This window comes from Streptomyces durhamensis, assembly GCF_000725475.1.
GTDB lineage: Bacteria > Actinomycetota > Actinomycetes > Streptomycetales > Streptomycetaceae > Streptomyces > Streptomyces filipinensis.
In genome coordinates, this window is the sequence record NZ_JNXR01000030.1 from 23,346 (window position 1) to 48,592 (window position 25,247).

A 25,247-nucleotide genomic window follows, 5' to 3' on the forward strand; every position below is an offset into this window, starting at 1 on the left:
CTCTCTCCTCCTACTCCGTTCGGTACTTCTCCGCCCGCTCCTCGGCCAGGGTCAGGCCCAGCCCGGGTGCTCCGTCGGCGCCGGGGGTGATGGTGCCGCCGCCGGGGTCGAGGACGCCGTTGAACAGGAGCCGTTCGATGCGGACGTGGTCGTGGAACCACTCCAGGTGGCGCAGGTTGGGTACGGCGGCGGCCACGTGCGCGTGGGCGTGGGGCGCGCAGTGCCCGGAGATGTCGAGCCCGCGGGCGTGGGCGAGTGCGGCGGCGCGCAGCCAGACGGTGATGCCGGCGCAGCGGGTGACGTCCGCCTGGAGGCAGTCGACCGCGTGGGCGGCCAGCATGTGCTCGAAGTACGGCAGCGTGTAGCCGTACTCGCCGGCGGTGACGTCCATGGGGAGGCGGCCGCGGAGGTCCGCGAGCAGGGTGAGGTGGTCGGACGAGACCGGTTCCTCGTACCAGGTCACGCCGTGGTCGGGGAGCGCGGCGCCGATGCGCAGGGCCTGTCCGCCGGTGTAGCCGCCGTTGGCGTCCACGTACAGCTCGGCCGTGTCGCCGACGCTGGCCCGGGCGCGGGCCACCCGTTCGAGGTCGCGGGACTCGCGGCTGCCCCACGACTCACCGATCTTGATCTTGACGCGGGGGATGCCCTCGTCCTCGGCCCAGCCGCGCAGCTGGCGGTCCTGGCGTGCGGCGTCGTAGGTGGTGAAGCCGCCGCTGCCGTAGACGGGCACGTCGTCGCGGGCGGCGCCGAGCAGGGCGGCCAGGGGCAGGCCGAGCAGACGGGCCTTGAGGTCCCACAGGGCGATGTCGACGGCGGCGATCGCCTGGGCGGCGACGCCGGGCAGTCCGGCGTTGCGTACGGCCCGGCACATCCGCTCGTTGGCGCGGGGCACGTCGAGCGCGCTCAGGCCGGTGACGGTGCCGGTGAGGAGTTCGCGGACGACGTGGGCGGCGGCGGCCGGGGCGTAGGTGTAGCCGAGGCCGGTGGTGGTGCCGGAGCGGACGGTGACCAGGACGAGGGTGGTCTTGTCCCAGGCGAGGGTGCCGTCCGCCTCGGGGGCGTCGGTGGGGACGGTGTAGACGGCGGTCGCGAGGGCGTCGACGGTCGGCTGGTCGCTCATGCGGCTCCTCGGCTCCGGCGCCGGACCAGCCGCAGCCCCAGCGCGACGCCCGCCGGGAGGGCCGCCGCGGCGGCGGTCGTCGCCCAGCGGGCCGTGCGCGAGGGTTCGGGCGGGCGGTCGGCCAGGCGTTCCGGATGGTCGCTGGGCAGGTTGCCGTCCAGGCCGAGCGCGAGCACCTCGGCGAGGTGCAGGGCGCGGCGGCCGGTGCCGCCCTCCTCGATCTGGGTGCGGCAGCTGAAGCCGTCGGCGAGGACCAGGCTGTCGGGCGCCGCGGCGCGTACGGCGGGCAGGACGCCCTGTTCGGCGACGGCCAGGGAGACGTCGTGGTGGCCGCGTTCGAAGCCGAAGTTGCCGGCGAGCCCGCAGCAGCCCTCGTCGAGGACCTCGGCGTCCAGGTGGGCGCGGCGCATCAGTTCGCGGTCGGCGTCGAACTTCATGATGGCGTGCTGGTGGCAGTGGGTCTGCACGGTCGCCTGCCGGGCGAGCTGTGGTGGCCGCCAGTCGTCGGGGGCGTGGTGGACGAGCTGTTCGGCGAAGGTGCGGACCTGCCCGGCCAGTCGCTGCACGTCCTGGTCGGCGGGCATCAGCTCGGGGGCGTCGGTGCGGAAGACGGCCGTGCAGGACGGTTCGAGGCCGATGACGGGGGTGCCCGCCTCCAGGTAGGGGCGCAGCACGCCGAGGGTGCGGGTCAGCACCTTCTTGGCGACGGGGAGTTGGCCGGTGGAGATCCAGGTCAGGCCGCAGCACACCGGCTCGGTGGGGACGGCGACCCGGAAGCCCGCGTCTTCGAGGACCCGTACGGCGGACTTCGCGATGGAGGGGTGGAAGTAGGTGCTGAAGGTGTCGGGCCACAGCACCACGGTGCGCGGGTCGGCCGGGTCCGGCTCCTCGTGGTCGCGGGTCCGCCACCACTGGACGAAGGACTCCTCGGCGAACACGGGTGCCGAGCGGGCCTCGTCGATGCCGGCGAGCCGTTTGCCGAGGCGGGCCAGGCCGGGCGCGTGGAGCGCGGAGTTGGCCAGGGCGGGGGCGATCCGCGAGAGCCGGGCCCACACCGGCAGGTAGCCCATGGAGTAGTGGGCCATGGGGCGGATCCGGCCCTCGTAGTGGTGGGCCATGAACTCCGCCTTGAGGGTGGCCATGTCGACGCCGGTCGGGCAGTCGGACTTGCAGCCCTTGCAGGCCAGGCACAGGTCGAGGGCGTCACGCACGGCGGTGGAGCGCCAGCCGTCCTTGATCGCGGAGTCGGCGTGTCCGTCGAGCATCTCGAACAGCAGCCGGGCCCGGCCGCGGGTGGAGTGCTCCTCCTCCATGGTGGCGCGGTAGGAGGGGCACATGACGCCGCCGGAGTGGCTGCGGCAGTTGCCGATACCGACGCAGCGCATCACGGCGCGGTTGAAGGAGTGCGCGTCCTCGGGGAAGTCGAAGTGGGTGGCGGGGGTCGCCGGCCGCCAGGACGGCCCGAGCCGCAGCTGGCCGTCGACGGGGTGGGGGTGGACGATCTTGCCGGGGTTCATCCGGTTGGTGGGGTCGAAGAGCGCCTTCAGCTCGCCGAAGGCGGTGACGAGCCGCTCGCCGAACATACGGGTGAGCAGTTCGCCGCGGGACTGGCCGTCGCCGTGCTCGCCGGACAGGGAGCCGCCGTAGGAGGCGACCAGGTCGGCGGCGCGCTCCACGAAGCGGCGGAAGTCGGCCACGCCCTCGGCGGTCTTCAGCCCGAACGGGATGCGGGTGTGCACACAGCCCTGCCCGAAGTGGCCGTACAGCGACGGGTGGTCGTAGTCGAACTCCTCGAACAGGTCCTTCAGGTCCCGCAGGTAGTCGCCGAGCCGTTCGGGCGGTACGGCGGAGTCCTCCCAGCCCTCCCAGGTCTCCCGGTCGTCCGGCGGGCGGGCGGTGACGCCGAGTCCGGCCTCGCGGGCCCTGAGCATCTTCTGTTCGCGTTCGGGGTCGTCGGAGAAGGCGACGTTCGCGTCCTTCGCGCCGCGGCCGATCGCCCGGAGCAGGGCGTGGGCCTGCTCGTCGACGTCGTCCTGGCTGTCGCCGCTGTACTGCACCATCAGCCAGCTGTCGCCCTCGGGAAGGACGTTGAGGGAGTCGAGGTAGGCGCCCTCCTCGCGCATCAGCTCGGCCATGCGGCCGTCCAGGGCCTCCAGCTGGCTGGGCGAGCAGTGCTCCAGCACGCGGGACACGTCGTCGGCGGCGGCGCAGATGTCGTCGTAGCCGAGGACGAGCAGCGACTGGTACGGCGGCACGGGGACGAGGTCGAGTTCGGCGCGCAGGACGGTGACCAGGGTGCCCTCGCTGCCGACGAGCGCCTTGGCCACGTCGAAGCCGTTCTCGGGCAGCAGGGAGTCGAGGTTGTAGCCGGAGACGCGGCGCGGGATCTTGGGGTAGCCGCGGCGGATGTCGGGCAGGTACTCGCCTGCGATGCGGTCGAGGCCGCCGTAGATCTCGGCGAGCCGGCCGCCGCCGGAGATGATCCGGGCGCGCTCGTCGGGCGGTGTGGGGCCGACCCAGGCGCGCTGTCCGTCGTAGGTGAGGATCTCCAGGCGCCGGACGTTGTCGACGGTCTTGCCGTAGGCCTGCGCGGAGGCGCCGCAGGAGTTGTTGCCGATCATGCCGCCGAGCGCGCAGTGGCTGTGGGTGGAGGGTTTGGGCCCGAACTGCAGCCTGTGTCCGGCGAGTTGCCGGTTGAGTTCGTCGAGGACGATCCCGGGCTCCACCACGCAGGTGCGCCGCTCGGGGTCGAGTGAGATCAGCCGGGTGCAGTACTTGCTCCAGTCGATCACCACGGCGGTGTTGGTCGACTGTCCCGCCAGGCTGGTGCCGCCGCCCCGGGAGAGGACGGGGGCGTCGAAACGTGCGCACACCGACAGTGCCCGGGCGCCCGCCTCGACCGTGCGGGGGACGACGACACCCAGGGGGACCTGCCGGTAGTTCGAACCGTCCGTGGCGTACGCGCCGCGGCTGCCGGCGTCGAAGCGGACCTCGCCGTCCACCTCGTCGCACAGCGCCGCCTCCAGGCCGGACATGTCCGGAGGGGTCATCTGCGCTCCCTTGAGTTCACCGACGTGCTGCCCTGTCCGAGGACGGGCGAGTACCCGGCAATTCGACAGGCAAAACTGAACAGTTTGAGGTGGACAGTTTCGGCTGTCGGTCGTAGGGTGGGCGCCATGGCCGACATCTCCGACTCCGCCGCCCGCACCGCACGCGATCTGCGTGTGGTGTTCAGCCGGCTGCGGCGCCGCATCCGCGAGGTCGCGCAGGACACCGACCTGAGCCCGTCGCAGGAGTCGGCGCTCACCCTGGCCGGAAAGCACGGAGCGGCCACGGCCAGCGCGCTCGCCGCCGCCGAGGGCGTACGCCCGCAGTCGATGGCGACCACACTGGCGGCCCTGGAGCGGCACGGCCTTGTCCGGCGCACCCCCGACCCCGACGACGGCCGCCGCCAGCTGGTCACCCTGACCGACGCCGGCCGGGCCCGCGTCGAGGGCAACCGGCAGGTCCGCGAGGAGTGGCTGGCCCGCGCCTTCCAGGACCGCTACACGGAGGAGGAACGGCAGACGGTCCTGAGGGCACTGGAGCTGATGGAACGGCTGTCGCAGCCGTGACACCGGGGCTCACCGGACACACCGGGCAGGCCCCCGCCCCTCCCCGCCGGATTCCACCGGCCGTCCGGTGAACCGCACGGCCCGCGCCGGCTCTCCCCCGCACCGCGCCGACACCGCCGGGCCGTACGCCCCGGCCCCGTTGCCGCCGGCCGGCTGCGCCCCGCTGCGGGCGGCCACCCCGCCGGACCGCTCGCCCGGCCGGCTCACCACCGCACGGACGACCACCCCTCGAAAGGCCTGACCGACCCATGTCGCTCACCACGCTCGACCCCCGCACCGCCCTCGTCGCGATCGACCTGCAGAACGGCATCGTGGGCATGCCCGTGCAGCCGCACGCGGCGGCGGACGTCGTCTCCCGCACCGCCGCACTGGCCGAGGCCTTCCGGTCCCGGAGCCTGCCCGTGGTCCTGGTCCGGGTCTCCTTCGCCCCCGACTGGGCCGACGCCGTCCCCGGCCGTACCGAGCACCAGGCGCGCGGGCTCGCCTTCCCGGAAGGCTGGGACGTGCTCGTCGAGGAGCTGTCCGGCCACGCCGGCGACATCCGTGTCACCAAGCACAACTGGAGCGCCTTCCACGGCACCGACCTGGACGTCCAGCTGCGCCGCCGCGGCGTCACCCAGATCGTGCTGACCGGCATCGCCACCAGCATCGGCGTGGAGTCCACCGCCCGGGACGCCTACGCCCACGGCTACCACGTCACGCTGGCCACCGACGCGATGGCCGACGCCGTCCCCGAGGCGCACGCCAACAGCGTGCAGCGGATCTTTCCCCGGCTCGGCGAGAGCGGCACCGCCGCCGAGATCCTGGAGCTGCTCGCCAAGACCCACAACTGACCGATCGGCCCGGCCCGTTGCCGCGTGATACGTGCCCACCGCGGCAGGGGCCCGGGTTAGCATGCGGCCACGCGCACCGTGCCACGGAGGCGACGGCCGGCGGACAGGCGGGCTTGGAGCCGGATGCCGGTCAAGGTCAGCGTCGTCGTTGCCGTGTACGACCCCGGTCCGTACATCGAGGGCTGCGTGGCCTCGCTGCCGCGCCGGTCGCTGCCAGGGCCGCTGCGGCGGCTTGCGTGCGAGCACGGCGCCTGGCGGACAGGGTACGGAGAACACGGAGAACGCGTTCGAGCATGACGACACGGGAGGCGTGAGGCGTGCGACAGCTGGGGATAGGGGATGCCTGGGTGCTGGAGCCCGGGGTGTTCCCGGACGACCGGGGCAGCTTCCACGAGTGGTACCGGGGCGCGGAGTTCCGCGAGGCCACCGGCTACGGCCTCGATCTCGCCCAGGCCAACTGCTCGGTGTCCCGGCGGGGGGTGCTGCGCGGCATCCACTTCGCCGACGTACCGCCCGGCCAGGCCAAGTACGTCACCTGTGTGCGCGGGGCCGTCCTCGACGTGGTGGTGGACATCCGCGTCGGCTCCCCCGCCTACGGCCGGTGGGAGGCCGTACGGCTGGACGACGACAGCCGGCGCGCGCTGTTCCTCGCCGAGGGCCTCGGGCACGCCTTCATGGCACTCACCGACGACGCCACGGTGGTGTACCTGTGCTCGACCGGGTACGCGCCGGGACGCGAGCACGGGGTGCACCCGCTGGACCCGGCGCTGGGCATCACCTGGCCGGAGGGGATCACGCCGGTGCTGTCGGACAAGGACGCGGAGGCGCCCTCGCTGGCCGAGGCCGAGCGGTCCGGGCTGCTGCCCTCCTACGCGGACTGCTCCGCCCACTACGAACGGCTGCGCTCGGGCGAGTTCAGCGGCTGACGGCGTAGGGGCTCGACGGCTGCGGCGTACCGGGCCGGCGCGCGGCTTGAACGCGGGGGCGATCGCGATGCCGGGTACCGGAACGGCGTCGGGCTGCGGCCGTCGCTGACGCCGCTCTCCACGTCGTCGGTTCGCCGGCCTCCGGCCGGATATTCGTGCGCGTGAAGGGACCGTTGCGACGGTGTGGCCCTGCTCCCGAAGGCAGTTGGCCGGGGCGTCCGCCGTCTGCGTGTTCCCGGTACCCTCAGTCCTCGCCCCGCACGATGGTGTCCTCGCAGGCTGTGTCCTGGCGCGGCGCGGAGCCGCGCTCCAGGGTCGCGGGAAGACAGGTCCGCACTCCCCGGCCGCGCCGGCGGCGGGCCTTCGCCCAGCCGGTCTCGGCGTAGGGCACGGTGGGTTTCTCGCTGGGATGCGCGGTCACGTCGTCCATCTTCCCTCTGCGTCGGTGTGCCGGCGCGAGCCCATCGGCCCCGCGCGGGCCCGTGTGCGATCTGTGCCTCACCGGGTCCCCACGGCCCCGCGCCCGCAAACGCGGCGGCCACGGGAGTGGGCGGCCGCCTCAGGTGCGGCCGCCGCCTCCGCCGCCGAAGGACCCGCTGGAACCGGGCGACCAGCGCGGGCGGCGCTGGTCGGCGGCGCGCCGGGAACGGACGTTGCCGATCTGGTAGGGGGTCAGCCGCCCGCTCCCGTCGGCGGCCCGGGGCACCTCGTGGGGTTCACGCATCTCGCGGGTCTCGTGGACCGGGCCGGACGAGGGCATCGTGGGCTGCTCGTCGGGTCGTGGCGGGGCGGATTCGCTCTCGCGCACCTTGAAGCCGAGCCGGAAGGCCCACATCAGTCCGGCGACGCAGGCGACGCCCGCGAGCAGGATGAGGACGTACCCGAACACCTGGGCACCCGATGCTGCTACGTACATGGCGACGTTCATGGGCACCGGGTACCCAGCCGAGCGGCGGATACGACTCCGGGTGCGAGGCGTGGCGCACGGGAGGCCGCAGGTCGCGGGGAGTAGCGTCACCAGCGATGACGGAACTACCCGAAATGCCGGACACATACGAGATCGTCGCCCGCTACACGGCACCCGCGCCGCGTCCGGGCCGGGCGCTGCTGCGCTGGATCTCCACCGCCGACCACAAGGTGATCGGCCGGCTCTACATGGTCACGGCGTTCTGCTTCTTCCTGCTCGCCGGGCTGCTCGCCCTCGGGATGCGCGCGGAACTCGCCCGGCCGGGTCTGCAGTTCCTGAGCGAGCAGGGCTACGACCAGTTCTTCACGATCCACGGCACCATCATGATGCTGCTGTTCGCGACCCCGATGTTCGCCGGGTTCGCCAACGCCGTGATGCCGCTGCAGATCGGTTCGCCCGACCTGGCCTTCCCCCGGCTGAACGCGCTGTCGTACTGGATGTACCTGTTCGGCGGCCTGATGGTGGTCTCCGGCTTCCTGGTGCCCGGCGGGGCGGCGGCGTTCGGCTGGTTCGCCTACGCACCGCTCAACAGTGCCTACTTCTCCCCCGGCGCGGGAGGGGACCTCTGGGCGATGGGGCTGGTGGTCTCGGGCGTGTCGACGACCCTGACCGCGGTGAACTTCATCGCCACGATCCTGTCGCTGCGGGCGCCGGGCATGACGATGTTCCGGATGCCGATCTTCACCTGGAACGTGCTGTTCACCTCGATCCTGATCCTGCCCGCCTTCCCGGTGCTCACCGCGGCGCTGCTGGCGCTGGAGGCGGACCGGAAGTTCGGGGCGCACGTCTTCGACGCGGCGAACGGCGGCGCGCTGCTGTGGCAGCACCTGTTCTGGTTCTTCGGGCATCCGGAGGTCTACATCGTGGCGCTGCCGTTCTTCGGGATCGTCTCGGAGGTCATTCCGGTGTTCTCCCGCAAGCCGCTGTTCGGCTATCTGCCGATGATCGGGGCGACGATCGCCATCACCATGCTGTCGGCGGTGGTGTGGGCGCACCACATGTTCGCCACCGGCGCGGTGCTGCTGCCGTTCTTCTCCATCATGTCGTTCCTCATCGCGGTGCCCACGGGCATCAAGTTCTTCGCGTGGATCGGCACGATGTGGCACGGCTCGGTCTCGTTCGAGACACCGATGCTGTGGTCACTGGGCTTCCTGGTGTCGTTCCTGCTCGGCGGCCTGAGCGGGGTGCTGATCGCCTCGCCGCCGCTCGACTTCCATCTGACCGACAGCTACTTCATCGTGGCGCACCTGCACTACGTGCTGTTCGGCACCGTGGTGTTCGCGATGTTCGCCGGGTTCTACTTCTGGTGGCCCAAGTTCACCGGGAAGATGCTCGACGAGCGGCTCGGCAAACTGCACTTCTGGCTGCTGTTCCCGGGGTTCCAGCTGACCTTCCTGGTGCAGCACTGGCTCGGTGAGGCCGGCATGCCCCGCCGGTACGCGGACTACCTGCCCGAGGACGGCTTCACGCTGCTCAACACCCTGTCGTCCGCTGGCGCCTTCCTGCTCGGCGTCTCCACTCTGCCGTTCCTCTACAACGTGTGGCGTACCGCCCGGAAGGGGCAGAAGGTCACCGTGGACGACCCGTGGGGGTGGGGGCGGGGCCTGGAGTGGGCGACGCCCTGCCCGCCGCCCCGGCACAACTTCGTGGCGCTGCCCCGGGTCCGCTCGGAATCACCCGCCTTCGACCTGCACCATCCGGAGATCGAGAGCCCGGCCGGAGAGGAGCTGGCGCGATGAAGGCGGAGGCGATGCTCTTCGGCGGGGTCGCGCTGTTCTTCGGCGGTTCGGCCGCGCTGTACGGCGTGTGGGCGGGCGAGGAGGCGGGCACGGTCGCGCTGGTCGTCGCGTGCGGGATGGCCGGACTGGTCGCGTTCTTCTGCCTGATCCAGTACCGGCGCCGCGGGGCGCGGGCGCAGGACCGCACCGCAGCGGAGGTCGTGGACGCCGCCGGGCCGGTCGCGTTCTTCCCCGACGAGAGCCCGTGGCCGATCGTCACCGCGCTCGGTTTCGCGGTGACGGCGACCGGTGTGGTCTTCGGGCTGTGGCTGTTCCTCATCGGTCTGGGCGTTCTGGCACGCGGGGTGTTCGGGATGGTGTTCCAGTACGCGCAGCGGTGAGCGGCCTGCGCGGGGCCCCGGGCCGGAACGTCTCCACCGGCTCGTGGTCGGCCTCGTAGCCGCCGGTGATGCTCTGCCGGATCTCACCCGTGGGCACGCCCTCGGCGAGCCGCTCGTTCTCGGCCGCCGTCAGGGCCCGGCACAGCCACCGGGTCACCAGGAAGGCGAGGACCGGCGCGACGATCAGGGCGGTGCGCAGCACCCAGGTGATCACGTTGACGGAGACGCGGAAGGTCTGCGCGATGACGTCGTTCCCGCCGGCCAGCAGCAGCACGCCGTAGAACACGGTGCCCGCCACGCCGAGCCCGGTGCGGACGGGCCGCTCGCGGGGCCGGTCGCACAGGTGCCGCTCGGTCCACCCCTCCCCGGTCAGGCGCTGTTCCACGAACGGATAGGCGTAGAGCACGGCGAACAGCAGGGCCGGCAGGACGACGGCCGGGAGCAGGACGTTCCACATCAGGGTGTGGCCCGCGAAGTTCGTCTCCCAGGCCGGGACCAGCCGCAGCGCGCCCTCCAGGAAGCCGACGTACCAGTCGGGCTGGGAGGCGGTGGAGACCAGATCGGGGCGGTAGGGGCCGTAGTTCCACACCGGGTTGATCTGGGCGATGCCCGCCAGCAGCACCAGCACGCCGGCGACGATGACGGCCAGGCCGCCGGAGGAGCCGGTGAACTGGGGGAAGAACGGCTTGCCGACGGCGTTGCGCTGTGTGTGTCCCGGGCCGCGCCACTGGGTGTGCTTGAGGTGGACCACCAGCATCAGGTGCACGGCGACCAGGGCGATGAGGGCACCCGGGAGCAGCAGGACGTGCAGCGGATACAGGCGGGTGATGATGTCGTGGCCCGGGTACTGGCCGCCGAAGGCGAAGAAGGCCACGTACGTGCCGACGACCGGGAGCGACAGCATGATGCCCTGGGCGATGCGCAGTCCGGTCCCGGAGAGCAGGTCGTCGGGGAGCGAGTAGCCGGCGAAGCCCTCGGCGAGCGAGACGGCGAACAGGGTCACCCCGATCACCCAGTTCAGCTCGCGGGGCCGGCGGAAGGCGCCGGTGAAGAAGATGCGCAGCAGGTGCACGCCGATGGCGGCGACGAACACCAGCGCCGCCCAGTGATGGGCCTGCCGCATCAGCAGTCCGCCGCGCACGTCGAAGCTGATGTACAGGGTGGAGTCGAAGGCGGCCGACATGCGCACCCCGCGCAGCGGCACATAGCGGCCGGCGTAGACGACCTCCCGCATCTCCGGCTGGAAGAACAGGGTCAGCCAGACCCCGGTCAGGATCAGCACCAGCAGGCTGTACAGCGCGAGTTCGCCGAGCAGGAAGGACCAGTGGTCCGGGAACGCCTTGCGCAGCAGCGGGCCGCCCTCGTACACGGGCAGCCGGGCGTCCGCGGCGTCCGCGAGCCGCTCGGCGCGGCGCCCCACACGGCTCATGCGGTCTCCGGCTCCGCCGCCGCCCGGGCCACCTCGGTCTCCACCTCGGGGCGCGGCCGGCCCGTCTCCTTGGCGTACTCGCTCACCGCGGTCTGCACGTCCCGGGCCAGGTCACGCCAGGCGCGCAGCGCGGTCTCGTACGTGCCCGACTGGGCACCGGTCATCCGCCGCTCGGCCGGCGGGCCGTAGGTGTCGCGCAGTTCCTCGACCGTGGCGTGTGCCGCGTCGGCCGCGCGCTGCTTCTGCACGAGTTCCTCGAAGGTGTGTGCCACACCAATCGACCCTAGGCACCGCGTTCCGGATACGCCTCTCCAACCTGCCGAAACGCACCCGTGTGGCGGTCACCTCCGACACGAGACCACGCCGACGGGGCCACGGCTGTACGCGGCCCACCTGGGCGGTAACCCGGGGGTGCGCCGCAGGTGCACGAGGCCGACAGCGGCGGCCGGCTGCCGGGGGAGCCACAGCCGACAGGGCCGACCATGGCGGCCGACCGCCGGGCCAGGCACGCTGCACACGGTCGACCCTGACGGCCACCCCCACGGGTCAGCACAGCCACACAAGACCGACCAAGGCAGCCGACCCCCGGGCCAGGCACGCTGCACACGGTCGACCGTGACAGCCCAGGCACGCTGCACACGGTCGACCCTGACGGCCGCCCCCACGGGGGCAGCCACAGGGGTACGAGGCCGCCGGGGGAGGCTGCCCGCTGGGGCCGGTAGCCGGGGAGGACCTGCTGCGGCAGGCCGACGGCGCCACAAGACCGGCCCGCGAGGGCACTGTGGCAGGCACGAGAGCGCCCGCGATGAGACCGGACCGACGGTGTGCGAGCCCCGAGCAGGACGGGGCGCCCCCAGGCACCCGGACGGCCCGCACAAGGCCACCGGGCGGCGCGAGCCCGACAGGTGGATGCCGGGTGGTGAAGGGCGCGACCGGCACTGACCACGTCGGTCATCGCGGTCCCGGCGGGCGGCCGCCCGTCGGCCGCCGGGCGGCCCCAGACGCCGGGCGGCCCCGGACGCCCGGTGGCCCCAGACGCCGGGAGCGCTGCCAGCCCCGTGAGCGACCTCAGACCTCTGGCGGCAGACCCAGCCCGGCAGCGACCCCAGCCTCCGCCAGCGGACCCGACCCCCACAGCCACCCCAACCCCCGCCAGCAGACCCAACCCCCACAGCCACCCAGAGTCCGGGCCTCGGCAGCAGCTCGGACCCTGCCGGTGGCCCCGCACAGCGGCCCCAGCTCCGGACCCGGTCGCCAGCCCCGGACCCCGCGAGCAACCCGATCCCCGGGGACCGCCTCACACCCCGCGAGCAACCCGGCCCCGGCAGCCACTCCACACCCCGCAAACGGTGAGCAGCCCGGCCGAGGTACCCGTTCCGGGGGGTGCTCGTGTGCGGGGCCGGGGGCGTCAGGTGTCCGGGACCAGGTCTGCCCAGACCTGTTTGCCGCCGCTGACCGGGAGTGTGCCCCAGGCCGCCGACACCGCCTCGACCAGGATGATGCCCCGGCCGCCGGTGGCTTCCCAGCCGATGCTGGCCGGCTTGACGGGGCTGCGCGGGGAGGAGTCGGCGACGGCGAGGCGGAGGCGGTGGTTGAGCAGGGTGAGGTCGAGGCGGACCTGCCCGCCGGTGTGCACCAGGGCGTTGGTGACGAGTTCGGAGACCACCAGCAGGGCCGCGTCCATCGTGTCCTGCGCGACGCCCCAGGTGCGCAGCGTGCGCCGGGTGAAGCGGCGGGCGTGCCGCACCGCCTCCGGCACCCGCCACACCGTCCAGCTCTCGCGCAGCGGGCGTACGGCCATGCCGTCGTAGCGCATCAGCAGCAGGGCGACGTCGTCGCCGCGGTGCGCGCCGGCGAGCAGCGCGTCGGCGACCAGCCCGAGGTGCGCCGGGTCGCCGGCGGCCAGCTCGGCGGCGAGCCGTTCCAGGCCCACGTCGATGTCGGCGTCCGGTGACTCCACCAGGCCGTCGGTGGTCAGCGCGATCACCGTGCCGGGCTGCAGTCGCAGCGGGGTCATCGGGAAGTCGGCCTGGGCGAGCACGCCGAGCGGCGGACCGCCCTCTGCCCGTACGACCTCGGCGGTGCCGTCCGGGCGGCGCAGCACGGGGTGGAGATGGCCGGCGCGCACGCACCAGGCGGTGCCCTCCTCCATGTCGACGTCGACGTAGGCACAGGTCGCGAACAGGTCCGTCTCCATGTCCAGCAGCAGCCGGTTGGCGTGCGCCACGACCACGTCCGGGGCGTGGCCCTCGGCGGCGTAGGCGCGCAGCGCGGTGCGCATCTGGCCCATCAGGGTGGCGGCGCCGGCGTTGTGCCCCTGGACGTCACCGATGACGAGGGCCGCATGGTTGTCGGCGAGCGGGATGACGTCGTACCAGTCGCCGCCGACCTCCAGGCCGGCCGTGGTCGGCAGGTACCGGGCGACGGCGACCGCGCCGGGCAGCCGGGGCAGGCGGCGCGGCAGCAGGGTGCGCTGGAGCATGCCGACGAGTTCGTGTTCGGCGTCGAAGGCGTGGGCGCGCAGCAGGGCCTGTCCGGTGAGGCCGGCGCAGGCGGTGAGCAGCGCGCGTTCGTCGGGGCCGAAGTCGTGCGGGCGGTCCCAGCCGATCAGGCAGGCGCCGGCCATGCGGCCGCCGGCGGGCAGCGGCAGCACCGCCAGACCGCCGGGGCCGACCTCGGCGAGGGCGGGTTCCAGCTCGGTGCCGGCCGGCCAGATCCGGGCGCGGCCCTCGCGGAGCGCGGCGGCGAGGGTGGGCATGGCGCGCACCGGCGCCTCGGGCCACTCGGTGCGCCACTCGCTGCGCCACACCTCGGGCCAGGCCTCGGGTTCGGGCGGGTCGAGGACGGTGACGACGAGCCGTTCGTTCTCCAGCTCGGCGAGCGCGATCCGGTCGGCCCGCAGCGGCCCGCGCAGGGCGGCGACGACGGCGTTGCCGACGTCCTTGACCGTGCCGGCGGTGGCGAGCGCGGCGGCCAGACGCTGGACCCGGGTCACGTCGGTGACGCCGGTGCGCAGGGTGGAGGCGTCGGCGACGGTGCCCACGAGCCGGGCGGAGCGGCCCTCGCCGGCGGGCAGCAGCCGGCCGCGCAGCCGCAGCCACCTCGGCGCGCCGGAGGGCTGGAGGATACGGAACTCCAGCTCGCGCTCGCCGATGGACATGTGGTCCGCCTCGACCACGGACATCAGCGCCGGCAGATCCTCGGGCACGGTGAGCCCGAGCAGGGTCTCGACCCGGCCGTCGAAGGCGTCCCGGGCGAGTCCGAACAGCCGCAGGATCCCGTCGCCGACCTCGACCCGGCCGCTGTCCACGGCCAGGCTGAAGGCGTCCGGCGGCAGCTCGCCGCTGTCGCCGGCGGGGGCGGCGGGAACGGGCACGGCGACGGCGCGGGCGATCAGCTCCAGGCAGGCGCGGTCGTCGGTGCCGAAGCCGCCGGGGTGTTCGCTGACGACCAGCAGGCAGCCGCCGCCCGCCGGGCCGAGCGGCAGGGCGGCCACCGAGAAGTCCGGGGACGGGGTGCGCCGTGCCTCGGGGGAGCCGGCCAGCTGCTCGGGGCCGAGCCAGCGGGGGCGTCCGGTGCGGTGGGCCTCGGCGACCGGGGTGCCGCTGGCGGCGGGGTAGGCGTCGCGCAGTCCGTACAGGGTGCGGGGCAGGCCCGCCGACTCCGCGAGGAACAGCTCCGACGGGTCGTCGCCGGGGACGTACACGCCGGCGAAGGACGCTCCGGCGAACACCAGCGCCTGTTCCAGGACCCGGCGGAGCCGGTCCGGGGTGTCAGGGGCCGTGGTGAGCGCCTCCAGGGCGGCTTCGGCACGCTCCGGCGCCGTTCGCGTTCCGCTGATCGCAGCGCCCTCACTCACCACGTTCGCCATTACAGCGCGTACGGGCCGTCGGCGCAGCCCCTGAGGGGCTCCGGGTGCTCTCCGGTACGCCCGTTCCGTTCGAAAGCCGCCGAACGCATCTTGACGCATGAGTTCCGCACGGTGTCCTCGTGACAGACGTGACTGTCCGCGACCACCCGACTCCTGGGAGTGTCGTCTCCGGTCACACGAGGGAGGGCTTGGGGCGCATGGACAAGCGGTACGAGGTGTACGCGCTCGCCGATGGGCACTTCTACGACACGCCCGACCGGCTCCCGGGAGCGGACGGGGCGCCGGCAGCGCTGTACGCGACGGCGCGTCGCACCGTGCCGGAGGGCTGGCACGCGGCCCGCTCCGGCGACTGGCTGACGCTGACCCCGGTCGACGCCGACGGCGCGCCGCTTCCGTCGCCGGCCCAGGGCTGGAAGATCCACTCCTCGGCGACCGCCGCGAACGCGGAGCGGATCGCGGACATCGTCTGGGACTACTGCGTGCCGCGCCGCATCCCGTTCAAGTTCGTGCCCGGCCCGCATCTGCTGCACCTGCGCAACGCCAAGTACGCGGGGCGCGACACCAGCGGCAAGTTCGTCACCGTCTACCCGGCGGACGAGGAGCAGCTGCAGCAGGTGCTGCGGGAACTGGGCGCGCTGCTGCAGGGTTTCGAGGGGCCGTACATCCTCACCGACCTGCGGTGGCACGACGGCCCGCTCTACGTCCGCTACGGCGCCTTCGCCCGCCGGTACGTCGTCGACGAGCGCGGCTCGCTGGTCCCGGCGGTGGCCGACGGCACGGGCCGGCTGGTACCGGACCGGCGGGCCCCGTCCTTCCAGGTGCCCGAGTGGGTGACGCTGCCGGAGTTCCTGCGGCCGCACCTCGACGCGCGCAACACCACGACGGTCGGCGAGCTGCCGTACCGCATCGAGAAGGCGCTGCACTTCTCCAACGGCGGCGGGGTGTACACCGGCACCGACACCCGGGACGGGTGCCGGGTGGTGCTGAAGGAGGCCCGGCCGCACGCGGGGCTGGCCGCCGACGGCGCGGACGCGGTGGCCCGGCTGGAGCGGGAGAAGGCGGCGCTGGAACGGGTCGCCGGGACCGGTGTGGTGCCCGAGGTACGGGACTGGTTCACGCTGGGCGAGCACCGGTTCCTGGTCATGGACCACCTGGCCGGCCGTCCGCTGAACTCGTTCTTCGCCGAGCGGCATCCGCTGCTCACCGCCGACCCCGACCCGGCGGGCGTGGCCGCGTACACGGCTTGGGCGCTGCGGATCAACGCGGCGGTGGAGCAGGCGGTGGCCGCGGTGCATGCGCGCGGGCTGGTCTTCAACGACCTGCACGTCTTCAACATCATGGTGGCCGAGGACGAACAGTCGGTGCATCTCATCGACTTCGAGGCCGCCGCCCCCGCGGAGGCGAACGCCCGGCAGACCGTCGCCCACCCCGGTTTCTTCGCCCCGCCGGACCGCCGCGGCCCCGACGTCGACCGCTATGCCCTGGCCTGTCTGCGGCTCGCCCTGTTCCTGCCGGTCACCACGCTGTTCGTGGTGGACCGGGGCAAGGCCGCGCACCTCGCCGAGGTGATCGCGGAGCAGTTCCCGGACGTGCCGCGTGCCTTCCTGGACGAGGCGGTTGCGGAGATCACCCGGGACACCGCGGGCGGACGGCGCAGCAGACCCGCCCCGCCGGTGGTGCCCGGCGACTGGCCCTACAGCCGGGACTCGATGGTGAAGGCGATCCTCGCCTCCGCCACGCCGGAACGCGACGACCGTCTCTTCCCCGGTGACATCGCCCAGTTCTCGGACGGCGGCGGCCTCGGCCTCGCCCACGGCGCGGCCGGCGTGCTCCACGCGCTCCAGGCGGCCGGGGCCGGCCGGTACGACGAGGGCGAGCACTGGCTGCTGGCCCACACCGACCCACCGCCGCCCGGCACCCCGCTCGGCCTGTACGACGGCCTGGCAGGCGTCGCGCTGGTGCTCGACCAACTCGGCCACCGGCAGCGGGCGTTGGACCTGACCGACGGCGTCCTGCGGGAGAACTGGCGCAGTCTCGCCTCCGACCTGCAGGGTGGGCTCGCCGGGCTCGGCCTGGTCCTCGGGCGGCTCGCGGACACCACCGGCGAGTCGGCCCTGCGGCAACACGCCGCCGAGGCCGCCGACATCCTCGTACGACGACTCGCCGAACCGCTCCCGGACACCCCGCGCCGGCGCGCCGGACTGCTGCGCGGCGCGACCGGGCCCGCGCTGTTCCTCCTGCGCTGGTACGAGCAGACCGGCGAGGACCGCTTCCTGACCGCGGCGGCCGAGGCGCTCCGCCGGGACCTGGACTGCTGTGTGACCCAGGAGGCGGGCGGCGGCCTGGAGGTGGACGAGGGCTGGCGGACGCTGCCCTACCTCGGCGACGGCAGCGCGGGAATCGGGCTGGTCCTCGACGACTACCTGGCGCACGCGGACGACGGGGAGTTCGAACGCGCCCGGGCCGGCATCCTGACCGCCGCCACCTCCCGTTTCTACGCCCAGCCGGGTCTCTTCCAGGGCCGCGCCGGAATGATCCTGCACCTCGCCCGCAGCACCGCGCCGGGCGCCACCCGAGAACGGCTGCGGCAGCAGATCGCCGGGCTCGGCTGGTTCGCGATGGACTACCAGGGCCAACTGGCCTTCCCCGGGCACCAGATGATGCGGCTGTCCATGGACCTCGCCACCGGCACGGCAGGCTGCCTGCTCGCGCTGGCCGCGGCCCGCGACGACGCCCGCACCGCGCACCTGCCCTTCCTCGCGCCGCCACCGGCGGCCCCCACACGCGGCTCCGCACCGACGAAGCCGTGACGCACCACCCCCGTCCCCAACCAGGAAAGGACAACACCATGGCACTGCTCGACCTGCAGACCCTCGAGTCCGACGAGTACACCCACACCGGCGCGAGCACGGCGAGCCTGCTCTCCTGTGTCTCCGCGGCGAGCGTTCTGCTCTGTCTCTGACCGGGCCGGTCAGTCCACGGCTCCGGACGGCCCCGCCCCGTGTGGGCGGGGCCGTCCGGAGCCTTCCCGTTCCCGTCCGAGCCGAGCGAGGCCGCAGCCGATGAACTCCAGCCCCGACAGCGCCGGTCCGGCGGCCGGCCGGGCCCTGTCGCGCGCGGTGCTGCGCCAGGGCGGCGCCCGCTGTGCCGCCCTGTGCGCGGTGGGTACGGCGGCCACGGCGGCCGGCCTGCTGCTGCCCGCCCTGCTGGGCCACACCCTGGACCTGCTGCTGGCCCGCGCCCCGGCCGCCCGCTGGATCGGCGGCTGCGCCGGGGTCGTAGCGCTGCTCGCCCTGCTGGACGGCTGCGCGAGCGTGCTCACGGGCACCGCCGACGCGCAGGCCACCGCATGGCTGCGCCGGCACCTCACCGGGCACGTGCTGGCGCTGGGCCCGCGGGCGGCGGCCAGGTTCGGCGCCGGGGATCTGGTGGCACGGCTGGTCGGCAACGCGGCGCAGGCCGGGACGGCGCCGGGCGCGCTGGCCGCTCTGCTCGCCGCGCTCGCCGCTCCCGTCGGTGGTGTGGTGGCGCTCGCCCTCCTCGACCCGTACTTGGCGGCGGTGTTCCTCGCCGGGGCACCGGTCCTGGCCCTCCTGCTGCGCTCCTTCGCCCGGGACACATCGGCGTGCGTGGCCGACTACCAGCGGGTGCAGGGCCGGATCGCCGGTGCGCTGGCGGAGGCGGTCGGCGGATTCCGTACGATCCGGGCCGCGGGTGTCGAGGACCGCGAGACCGCCCGGATCCTGGCGCCGCTGCCCGAACTGTCGCGTGCCGGGCACCAGATGTGGCGCGTGCAGGGACGCGCCGCCGCACGGGCGGTGACCGTGGCGCCGCTGCTGAATCTGGCCGTACTGGCCGTGGCGGGACTGCTGCTGGCCCGGCATCGACTGTCGGTGGGCGAGGTGCTGGCCGCCTCCCGCTACGCGGCGCTCGCCACGGGCGTCGGCGCGCTGGTCGGGCAGCTGGCGACACTCGCCCGGGCCCGGGCGGCGACCGGCCGGCTCGCCGAGGTGCGGGGCGAGCCCGCACCCGAGTACGGCGCCGGCCGGCTGCCGCCCGGCAACGGCCGGCTGGAACTGCGGGCGGTGACCGCGCTCCGGGGCGGGCGAGCCGTCCTGGACGGGGTCGACCTGACCGTCCCGGGCGGCACCACCCTGGCGGTCGTCGGCCGTTCCGGCGCCGGCAAGTCCCTGCTCGCACAACTCGCCGGCCGGCTCACCGACCCCGACGCGGGCGACATCCTGCTGGACGGCGTCCCGCTGGGCGACCTCGCCCACGCCGAACTGCGCCGCGCCGTCGCCTACGCCTTCGAGCGCCCCGCCCTGCCGGGTACGACCATCGAGGACACCATCGCCTTCGGGCCGACGCCCGCGACGCCCGCCGCCGTCCGCTCGGCCGCCCGGCGGGCCCACGCCGACGACTTCGTACGTCGCCTCCCCGACGGCTACGCCACCCGCACCGCCGACGCGCCCCGCTCCGGCGGCGAGTCCCAACGCCTCGGCCTCGCCCGCGCCTTCGCCCACGGCGGCCGGCTGCTGATCCTCGACGACGCCCTGTCCAGCCTGGACACGGTCACGGAACGCCGTATCGCCCGGACCCTGCTGGCCCCCGACCCGTCCCGCACCCGCCTGCTGATCGCCCACCGCGCGACCACCGCGGCCCGCGCGGACCGCGTCGCCTGGCTGGACGCCGGCCGGGTCAGGGCGGTCGCGACCCACCAGGAGCTGTGGCGGGAGGCGGAGTACCGGGCGGTGTTCGGGGCGGGTCCGGAGCACGGGGGGAGCGCGTGCGGGGCGGACATGGCGCGGGACACCGACGGCGGTGTCGAGGCCGAGGCCGGGAGGGGAGCGTGCTGACGACGGTGGAAAAGGAGGCCCGGAGGGACCGGGTCCGCCCGCCGAAGACCCGGCCGCGGACGAGGTGGCACAGACCCGTGCACACGAACACCGAACGACGACACGCCCCGGACGGCAGACGACCCGAGGCGGTCCGGACGAGCAACGGGAGTTGACGGGCATGCCGGGTGGGGAGCGGGAACGAAAGCTGACGGGCAGGCCCGAACACGAGCGGGAACGGGTAGGGAGGCTGACCGGCAGGCCGGCCCCGGAAAGGCAGCCGCCGCACACGCCCGCCCCGGACCGGAACCGTGACCTGGCGGACATGTCTGGCACCGACCGGGACGCGCCGGACGTACCGGACCGGGACCGACACGCGGCGGACCCGCCCGGCCGGGACCAGCACCCTGCGAACGCCCCCCACCGGGAGTCCCGGTCGGCGGGCGCCGCCACCCCGGACGGGACGTCGGCACGCGCGCCCGGCCCGGACCGGAACCCGGCCGCCACGCCCGGCCGGGACCAGGACCCGACCGAGGCGCCCGCCCCGGGCCGGAACCCGGCGGACATGCCCGGCCGGGACCAGCACCCGACGGACACGGCGGACCACGACCGGGACCCGGCGAACGCGTCCGGCCGAGGCCTCCGCCGGTTTCTGCGGGAGCGGTGGCGGGCGCTGGTACGGCTCGGCGCCTGGTCGGTGCTGGAGGCGGGACAGACCTTCGTCGTCGGATACGCCCTCGCGCGGGCCCTGGACGCCGGGTTCCTCGCCGGTGACGCACGGACCGGCCTGCTGTGGCTGGGGGCCGCGGGGCTCGCCGTGTGTGCCGGGGCGTACGGGACCGGGCGGGTGTACGGCGTGGTCGCCGCGCTGGTCGAGCCGGCCCGGGACCGGCTGGTGACCGCGGTCGTCGCGCGCGGTGTGCGGGAGGCGGACGCGGGTGCGCTGTCCGGGCTCACCCAGCAGGTGGAGATCGCCCGGGACACACTCGCCGGTGTCGTGATGGTGACCCGCTCCTTCCTGTTCACCGCCGCCGGTGCCCTGATCGGGCTGTTCTCGCTGGCCCCGCTGCTCCTCGCGGTCGTCCTTCCTCCGCTGCTCGCCGGCGTGGCCCTGTTCGCCGCGACACTCAGGCCGCTGGCCCGTCGCCAGGAGGCCTTCCTCGCCGCCGACGAGGCACTGGCCGAGGAACTGGGCGCGCTGGTCCCGGCGCTGCGCGACGTCACCGCGGCCGGTGCCGAGGACCGGGTCGCCGACACCGTCGACGCACGCACCGACGCCGAGCTGCGGGCCGCCCGCGCCCTGGCCCGCTGGAGTGTCGCCCGCGTGGCCGCGCCGGCGGTCGGCGGCGAACTGCCGGCGGTACTGCTGCTGGTCACCGCGCCCTGGCTGCTCGGTCACGGCGTCACCCCGGGCGCCCTGCTCGGCGCGCTCGCCTACATCACCCAGTCCCTGCTCCCCGCCCTGAACGCCCTCGTCCACGGCCTCGGCACCAGCGGCGCCCGCCTGACGGTCGTACTGCGCAGGCTGACCCGAACGCCCCGACACCGCGAAGCCCCGATTCCCCCCTCCTCAGACGCACGGAACGACGCACGGGACGACGCACGGAACCACGAGCGGAAGCCGGCACGACGACCGCACGCCCCGCCAGCCCTCTCCCTCACCTCCGTCACCTTCGCCTACGGCCCCGCCAGCACCCCCGTCCTGAACGGCCTCGACCTCGCCCTCCCGGAAGGTGCTCACCTGGCCGTCGTGGGCCCCAGCGGCATCGGCAAGTCGACGCTCACCGGTCTCGTCGCCGGGCTGCTCATCCCGCAGCACGGCACCATCCGTGTGTACGGCCGTCCCGTGCCCGCGCCGCAGGCCACCGTGCTCATCCCGCAGGAGGCCTACGTCACCACCGGCACCCTCGCCGAGAACCTGGCCCTCTTCCGCGACGATCCCGTGCCGGAGGCCGAACTCCTCACCGCCGCCGAAGCGATCGGGCTCACCCCGCTGCTGGAGACACTGGGCGGACCCGGTGCCCCGGTCGCCCCGGCGGAGCTGTCCGCAGGAGAGCGGCAGCTGATCGCGCTGACCCGCGCCTACCTCTCCCCCGCCCCGCTGGCCCTGCTGGACGAGGCGACCTGCCATCTGGACCCGGAGGCGGAAGCGCGCGCCGAACGGGCCTTCGCGGCGCGCCCGGGCGGGACACTGGTCGTCGTCGCTCACCGGATCAGCTCCGCCCGCCGCGCCGAGCGGATCCTCGTCATGGACGGCGCGCGCACCGCCTGCGGCACCCACGGCGAACTCCTGCGCGGCTCTGATCTGTACCAGGACCTGGTCGGGGGCTGGACGGCGGGCCCGGCGCCCCTGCCGGGCTAGTCACACCCACCCCTCACCCTGCGATATGCGGATCGCGTCGATCCGGTTGCGCGCGCCGGTCTTGCGGGTGATCGCCGCCATGTAGTTGCGGACCGTGCCGTGGGACAGGTGCAGGCTGCCGGCGATCTCCGCGATCGAGGCGCCCGCGGCCGCGAGCGAGAGCACGCTCAGCTCGCGTCTGGTCAGCGGCATCTGGGCCGCCTTGAGGAAGCCGAAGCCCAGCGAGGCGTCGACGAAACGTTCCCGCTGAGCGACGGACCGGATGGCACGCAGCAGCCGGTCCGGTGAACCCTCCTTGTCGACGAAGCCGAGCGCGCCCGCCTCGGCGGCCCGCTTCAGCAGCCCCGGGCGGTTCGCCTGGGCCAGCACCACCAGGGCCGGGGGCCTGCCGCCGGTTCCGGGCGGACAGAGGTCGCCGAGCGGCGGCACCCCCTGCCCGTCCGTACACTCGAGGTCCGCCGCGCAGACGTCCGGGCATAAGGACCGGATCCGGGCGGCGGCACTCCGCCACGGCGTGTCGTCCACGTCCAGCCCCGGCTCCCGGCGCAGCCACTCCGCCAGGACCGATCGCACCAGACACGCGTCGTGCACCAGAAGCACCCGGATCACTGCCCGCCCCCTTGGTCGTCCCACGCCCGATGATCGTCGTCGCCCGTGCCATGACCGCGGCATGGGACAGCGCGTGCCCATTCTTGGGCGCCCGTACCGTTCGCGGGCGCGCAGATTCGGCCATCAGGGTGCGCGGGGGCGCACATGAGGCGCCCGTACGCCGTGCGTGCATCCGTCACTCGGGCATGGGTACGGGCGAAGCGGGTATCCGGAGGCATCCGCCACGAGCGGGCCGCGGCCCGCGGCCGGGGCGCTCGCCGCGCGCGGCGCGCCCCCGCGAGGGAATCTTGTCCCCGGGATGCGCGACACGGCCGTACGAGGAGGTGGTCGGCGTGTCCGACGGACCGGGCCCGGGACCGGCACCGGCGGCCGACGGGATGCCGGACGTCCAGCCGGTGCTGTCGCTTGCCCTGGTATCGATGATGCAGGCGGTGCGCGCGCACTCCGGCGCGGTGTATCTGCTCAGGCCCGACGAGCCGGTCCTGGAGATGGCGGTGATGGCGGGGATGCCCCGTGCCTTCGCGGCGCCCTGGCAGCGGGTCGGGCTGAGCGCGCCGATCCCCGTCGCCGACGCGGCACGCGAGCGGCGGCTGGTGTGGGTGGGCGGCGAGGAGGAGATGGCCCGCCGCTATCCCCGGATCGCGGTGGTGCTGGCGTACCCGTTCTCCCTGGCCGCGTTGCCGGTGGCGACGGAGCACCGGCTGTACGGCGCGGTGTTCGTCACCTGGCCGGGTGCGCATGCGCCGGAGTTGTCCGACGCGGAGCGGGACCAGCTGGGGGCCGCCTGTGACCGGCTGGCGCTGCGGCTGGAGGGGGCCGCGCGGGACAACCGGCCGCTCGGACACGAGACCGACGTGATGACGGAGCCGGTGGCGGGCGTGGCGGACACGCTGGGCTCGGTGGAGGCGGCACGGATGGTGTCCCGGCTGCCGTACGGGCTGGTGTCGCTGGATCTGCACGGCCGGATCGGGTTCCTCAACACGGCCGCCGCCGAGCTGCTCGGCAGACCGGTCGGGGAACTGCTCGGCACGCTGCCGTGGGTGTCGGTGCCGTGGCTGAACGACCCGATGTACGAGGACCGGTACCGCGGGGCGTTGGTCAGCCAGCAGGTGACGTCGTTCGTGGCGCTGCGCCCGCCGGGCGAGTGGCTGTCGTTCCGCATGTATCCGAGCACGACCGGGCTGAGCGTGCGGATCAGCCGGGCCCGGGCGGTGGCGGAGATGGCGCGCGCGACACCGCGGGCGGGCGCGTCCCCGTCCCGGCTGGTGACGATCTCCCAGGTGCTGGGCCTCGCGGGCGCCCTGACCGAGGCGGTCGGGGTGCAGGACGTGGTGCAGCTGGTCTGGACCGAGGTGGCTGCGGCGGTGGGCAGCCAGGCGATGATGATCCTCGGCTCGCAGGGCGGCCGGCTGCACGTGCTGGGGCATCGCGGGTATCCCGATCAGCACACCGTGGAGCGGTTCCACGGGCTGCCGCTGACCGAGCGGACCCCCGGCACCCAGGCGCTGCACAGCGGGGTGCCCGCGTTCTTCGACTCCCGGGAGCAGCTGGAGCGGCTGTATCCGGGAAGGTACGAGTCCCCGGACGGCTTCGCGGCCTGGGCGTACCTGCCGCTGATCGCGTCCGGGCGGCCGGTGGGCACGTGTGTGCTGGCCTACGCCGAGCCGCATGTCTTCCCGGCCGACGAGCGGGCCGTACTGACGTCTCTCGGCGGGCTGATCGCGCAGGCGCTGGAACGGGCCCTGCTCTACGACGCGAAGAACCGGCTCGCGCACGGGCTCCAGCAGGCTCTGCTGCCGCACTCGCTGGCACCGCCGCCCGGCATCGAGGCGGCCGCCCGCTATGTACCGGCCACACAGGGCATGGACATCGGCGGCGACTTCTACGATCTGGTGCCGACGCTGCCGCTGGCGGCGGCGGTGATCGGGGACGTGCAGGGGCACAACGTGGCCGCGGCGGGCCTGATGGGACAGATCCGTACCGGTGTCCGGGCGTACACCACGGTCGGGCAGGCGCCGCACGAGGTGATGAGCAGCACCAACCGGCTCCTGATCGACCTGGGGGCCGAGCTGTTCGCCAGTTGTCTGTATCTGAGGCTGGACCCGGTGCGCGGGCGGGCGGTGATGGCTCGGGCGGGACATCCGCCGCCGCTGCTGAGACGGCCGGACGGGCGGGTGCGGGTGCTGGATCTGGCCGGCGGCCCGCTGCTCGGGATCGACGCGGCCGCGGTGTATCCGACCACCGAGGTGGATCTCGCTCCCGGTTCGGTGCTCGTGCTGTACACCGACGGTCTGGTGGAGGCCCCCGGCACCGACATCGAGGACGCGCTGGCCGGACTCGGCGAACTGCTGGCGGAGACCGGCGACCGGCCGCTGGAGCAACTGGCGGACGACGTCGTCCGGCACGGCGCGGCGACCGGTGAGCGGGTGGACGACGTGGCAGTGCTGTTGCTGCGGGCCCACGGCGAGCCCTGACGCGACACGACCGACCGGGCCGGGCGCGGGCGGGCCGGGTGAGGTGGTCCGGCCCTCCCGCCGGAGGGCCGGACCGTTCCCCGTCGGC

The 25,247-nt window shown here is 74.1% G+C and carries 19 protein-coding genes; 11 read left to right on the forward strand and 8 right to left on the reverse strand.

What is annotated here, in order from left to right; translation table 11 throughout:
• Nucleotides 1-10: 10 nt before the first annotated feature.
• Entirely contained in the window at nucleotides 11-1,120 is a 1,110-nt protein-coding gene (locus IO33_RS0134000; protein ID WP_031172245.1) for an enolase C-terminal domain-like protein, read from the reverse strand.
• A complete protein-coding gene (locus tag IO33_RS0134005; RefSeq protein WP_031172247.1) occupies nucleotides 1,117-4,170 on the reverse strand; it encodes an FAD-binding and (Fe-S)-binding domain-containing protein in 3,054 nt (1,017 codons plus the stop codon). Before IO33_RS0134005 ends, IO33_RS0134000 begins: the two co-directional genes overlap by 4 nt.
• 126 nt (nucleotides 4,171-4,296) lie before the next feature.
• On the opposite strand from IO33_RS0134005, the gene IO33_RS0134010 reads away from it, so the two are divergent.
• From IO33_RS0134010 to rfbC, 4 genes are all read left to right on the forward strand, one after another.
• The gene (locus IO33_RS0134010; protein WP_031172249.1) at nucleotides 4,297-4,734 is read left to right on the forward strand and encodes a MarR family winged helix-turn-helix transcriptional regulator; all 438 of its coding nucleotides are present in this window, start codon (nucleotides 4,297-4,299) and stop codon (nucleotides 4,732-4,734) included.
• 67 nt (nucleotides 4,735-4,801) lie between these two features.
• Nucleotides 4,802-4,975, forward strand: coding sequence for a hypothetical protein (locus IO33_RS50670; protein ID WP_157857953.1), 174 nt, complete (start codon nucleotides 4,802-4,804; stop codon nucleotides 4,973-4,975).
• 7 nt (nucleotides 4,976-4,982) lie between these two features.
• Entirely contained in the window at nucleotides 4,983-5,567 is a 585-nt protein-coding gene (locus IO33_RS0134020; protein ID WP_031172251.1) for a hydrolase, read from the forward strand.
• Between the two features lie 317 nt (nucleotides 5,568-5,884).
• Complete coding sequence (gene rfbC, locus IO33_RS0134025; RefSeq protein ID WP_031172254.1) at nucleotides 5,885-6,493, forward strand: dTDP-4-dehydrorhamnose 3,5-epimerase; 609 nt, start codon at nucleotides 5,885-5,887, stop codon at nucleotides 6,491-6,493.
• Between the two features lie 244 nt (nucleotides 6,494-6,737).
• Here rfbC and IO33_RS44695 read toward each other — a convergent pair whose 3' ends face one another.
• Complete coding sequence (locus IO33_RS44695; RefSeq protein ID WP_037686679.1) at nucleotides 6,738-6,923, reverse strand: hypothetical protein; 186 nt, start codon at nucleotides 6,921-6,923, stop codon at nucleotides 6,738-6,740.
• 129 nt (nucleotides 6,924-7,052) lie between these two features.
• Entirely contained in the window at nucleotides 7,053-7,409 is a 357-nt protein-coding gene (locus tag IO33_RS0134035; RefSeq protein WP_037686696.1) for a DUF6479 family protein, read from the reverse strand.
• 125 nt (nucleotides 7,410-7,534) lie between these two features.
• On the opposite strand from IO33_RS0134035, the gene ctaD reads away from it, so the two are divergent.
• Nucleotides 7,535-9,199: an aa3-type cytochrome oxidase subunit I gene (gene ctaD, locus IO33_RS0134040; protein ID WP_031172258.1), complete on the forward strand. Its 1,665-nt coding sequence runs from the start codon at nucleotides 7,535-7,537 to the stop codon at nucleotides 9,197-9,199.
• Complete coding sequence (ctaF, locus tag IO33_RS0134045) at nucleotides 9,196-9,579, forward strand: aa3-type cytochrome oxidase subunit IV (RefSeq protein WP_031172260.1); 384 nt, start codon at nucleotides 9,196-9,198, stop codon at nucleotides 9,577-9,579. Before ctaD ends, ctaF begins: the two co-directional genes overlap by 4 nt.
• Here ctaF and qcrB read toward each other — a convergent pair.
• The 3 genes from qcrB to IO33_RS0134060 all read right to left on the reverse strand — a co-directional run bounded on the left by qcrB (nucleotide 9,515) and on the right by IO33_RS0134060 (nucleotide 14,879).
• Complete coding sequence (qcrB, locus tag IO33_RS0134050) at nucleotides 9,515-11,008, reverse strand: cytochrome bc1 complex cytochrome b subunit (protein ID WP_078964004.1); 1,494 nt, start codon at nucleotides 11,006-11,008, stop codon at nucleotides 9,515-9,517. The genes ctaF and qcrB overlap by 65 nt on opposite strands.
• Nucleotides 11,005-11,280 carry a hypothetical protein gene (locus tag IO33_RS0134055; RefSeq protein WP_031172265.1) on the reverse strand — a complete coding sequence of 92 codons (276 nt, stop codon included), beginning with the start codon at nucleotides 11,278-11,280 and terminating at the stop codon, nucleotides 11,005-11,007. The genes qcrB and IO33_RS0134055 overlap by 4 nt, the downstream gene beginning before the upstream one ends.
• Nucleotides 11,281-12,416: 1,136 nt before the next feature.
• Complete coding sequence (locus IO33_RS0134060) at nucleotides 12,417-14,879, reverse strand: SpoIIE family protein phosphatase (protein ID WP_031172267.1); 2,463 nt, start codon at nucleotides 14,877-14,879, stop codon at nucleotides 12,417-12,419.
• Nucleotides 14,880-15,076: 197 nt separating this feature from the next.
• On the opposite strand from IO33_RS0134060, the gene lanKC reads away from it, so the two are divergent.
• The 4 genes from lanKC to IO33_RS0134085 all read left to right on the forward strand — a co-directional run bounded on the left by lanKC (nucleotide 15,077) and on the right by IO33_RS0134085 (nucleotide 22,076).
• Nucleotides 15,077-17,689 (forward strand): class III lanthionine synthetase LanKC, encoded by a 2,613-nt coding sequence (lanKC, locus tag IO33_RS0134070; protein ID WP_031172270.1) that lies wholly within the window; start codon nucleotides 15,077-15,079, stop codon nucleotides 17,687-17,689.
• Between the two features lie 38 nt (nucleotides 17,690-17,727).
• Nucleotides 17,728-17,841, forward strand: a complete 114-nt coding sequence (locus IO33_RS0134075) for a SapB/AmfS family lanthipeptide (protein WP_031172271.1) — start codon at nucleotides 17,728-17,730, stop codon at nucleotides 17,839-17,841.
• 100 nt (nucleotides 17,842-17,941) lie between these two features.
• Nucleotides 17,942-19,735 carry an ATP-binding cassette domain-containing protein gene (locus IO33_RS0134080; protein ID WP_051927124.1) on the forward strand — a complete coding sequence of 598 codons (1,794 nt, stop codon included), beginning with the start codon at nucleotides 17,942-17,944 and terminating at the stop codon, nucleotides 19,733-19,735.
• A 304-nt stretch (nucleotides 19,736-20,039) separates the two neighbouring features.
• Nucleotides 20,040-22,076, forward strand: coding sequence for an ATP-binding cassette domain-containing protein (locus tag IO33_RS0134085; protein WP_280921914.1), 2,037 nt, complete (start codon nucleotides 20,040-20,042; stop codon nucleotides 22,074-22,076).
• Here IO33_RS0134085 and IO33_RS0134090 read toward each other — a convergent pair whose 3' ends face one another.
• Nucleotides 22,077-22,685 (reverse strand): response regulator transcription factor, encoded by a 609-nt coding sequence (locus tag IO33_RS0134090; protein ID WP_031172277.1) that lies wholly within the window; start codon nucleotides 22,683-22,685, stop codon nucleotides 22,077-22,079.
• A gap of 323 nt (nucleotides 22,686-23,008) precedes the next feature.
• Between IO33_RS0134090 and IO33_RS0134095 the strand changes: the two genes are divergently transcribed.
• Nucleotides 23,009-25,159: a SpoIIE family protein phosphatase gene (locus IO33_RS0134095; protein WP_425347990.1), complete on the forward strand. Its 2,151-nt coding sequence runs from the start codon at nucleotides 23,009-23,011 to the stop codon at nucleotides 25,157-25,159.
• Nucleotides 25,160-25,247 lie beyond the last annotated feature (88 nt).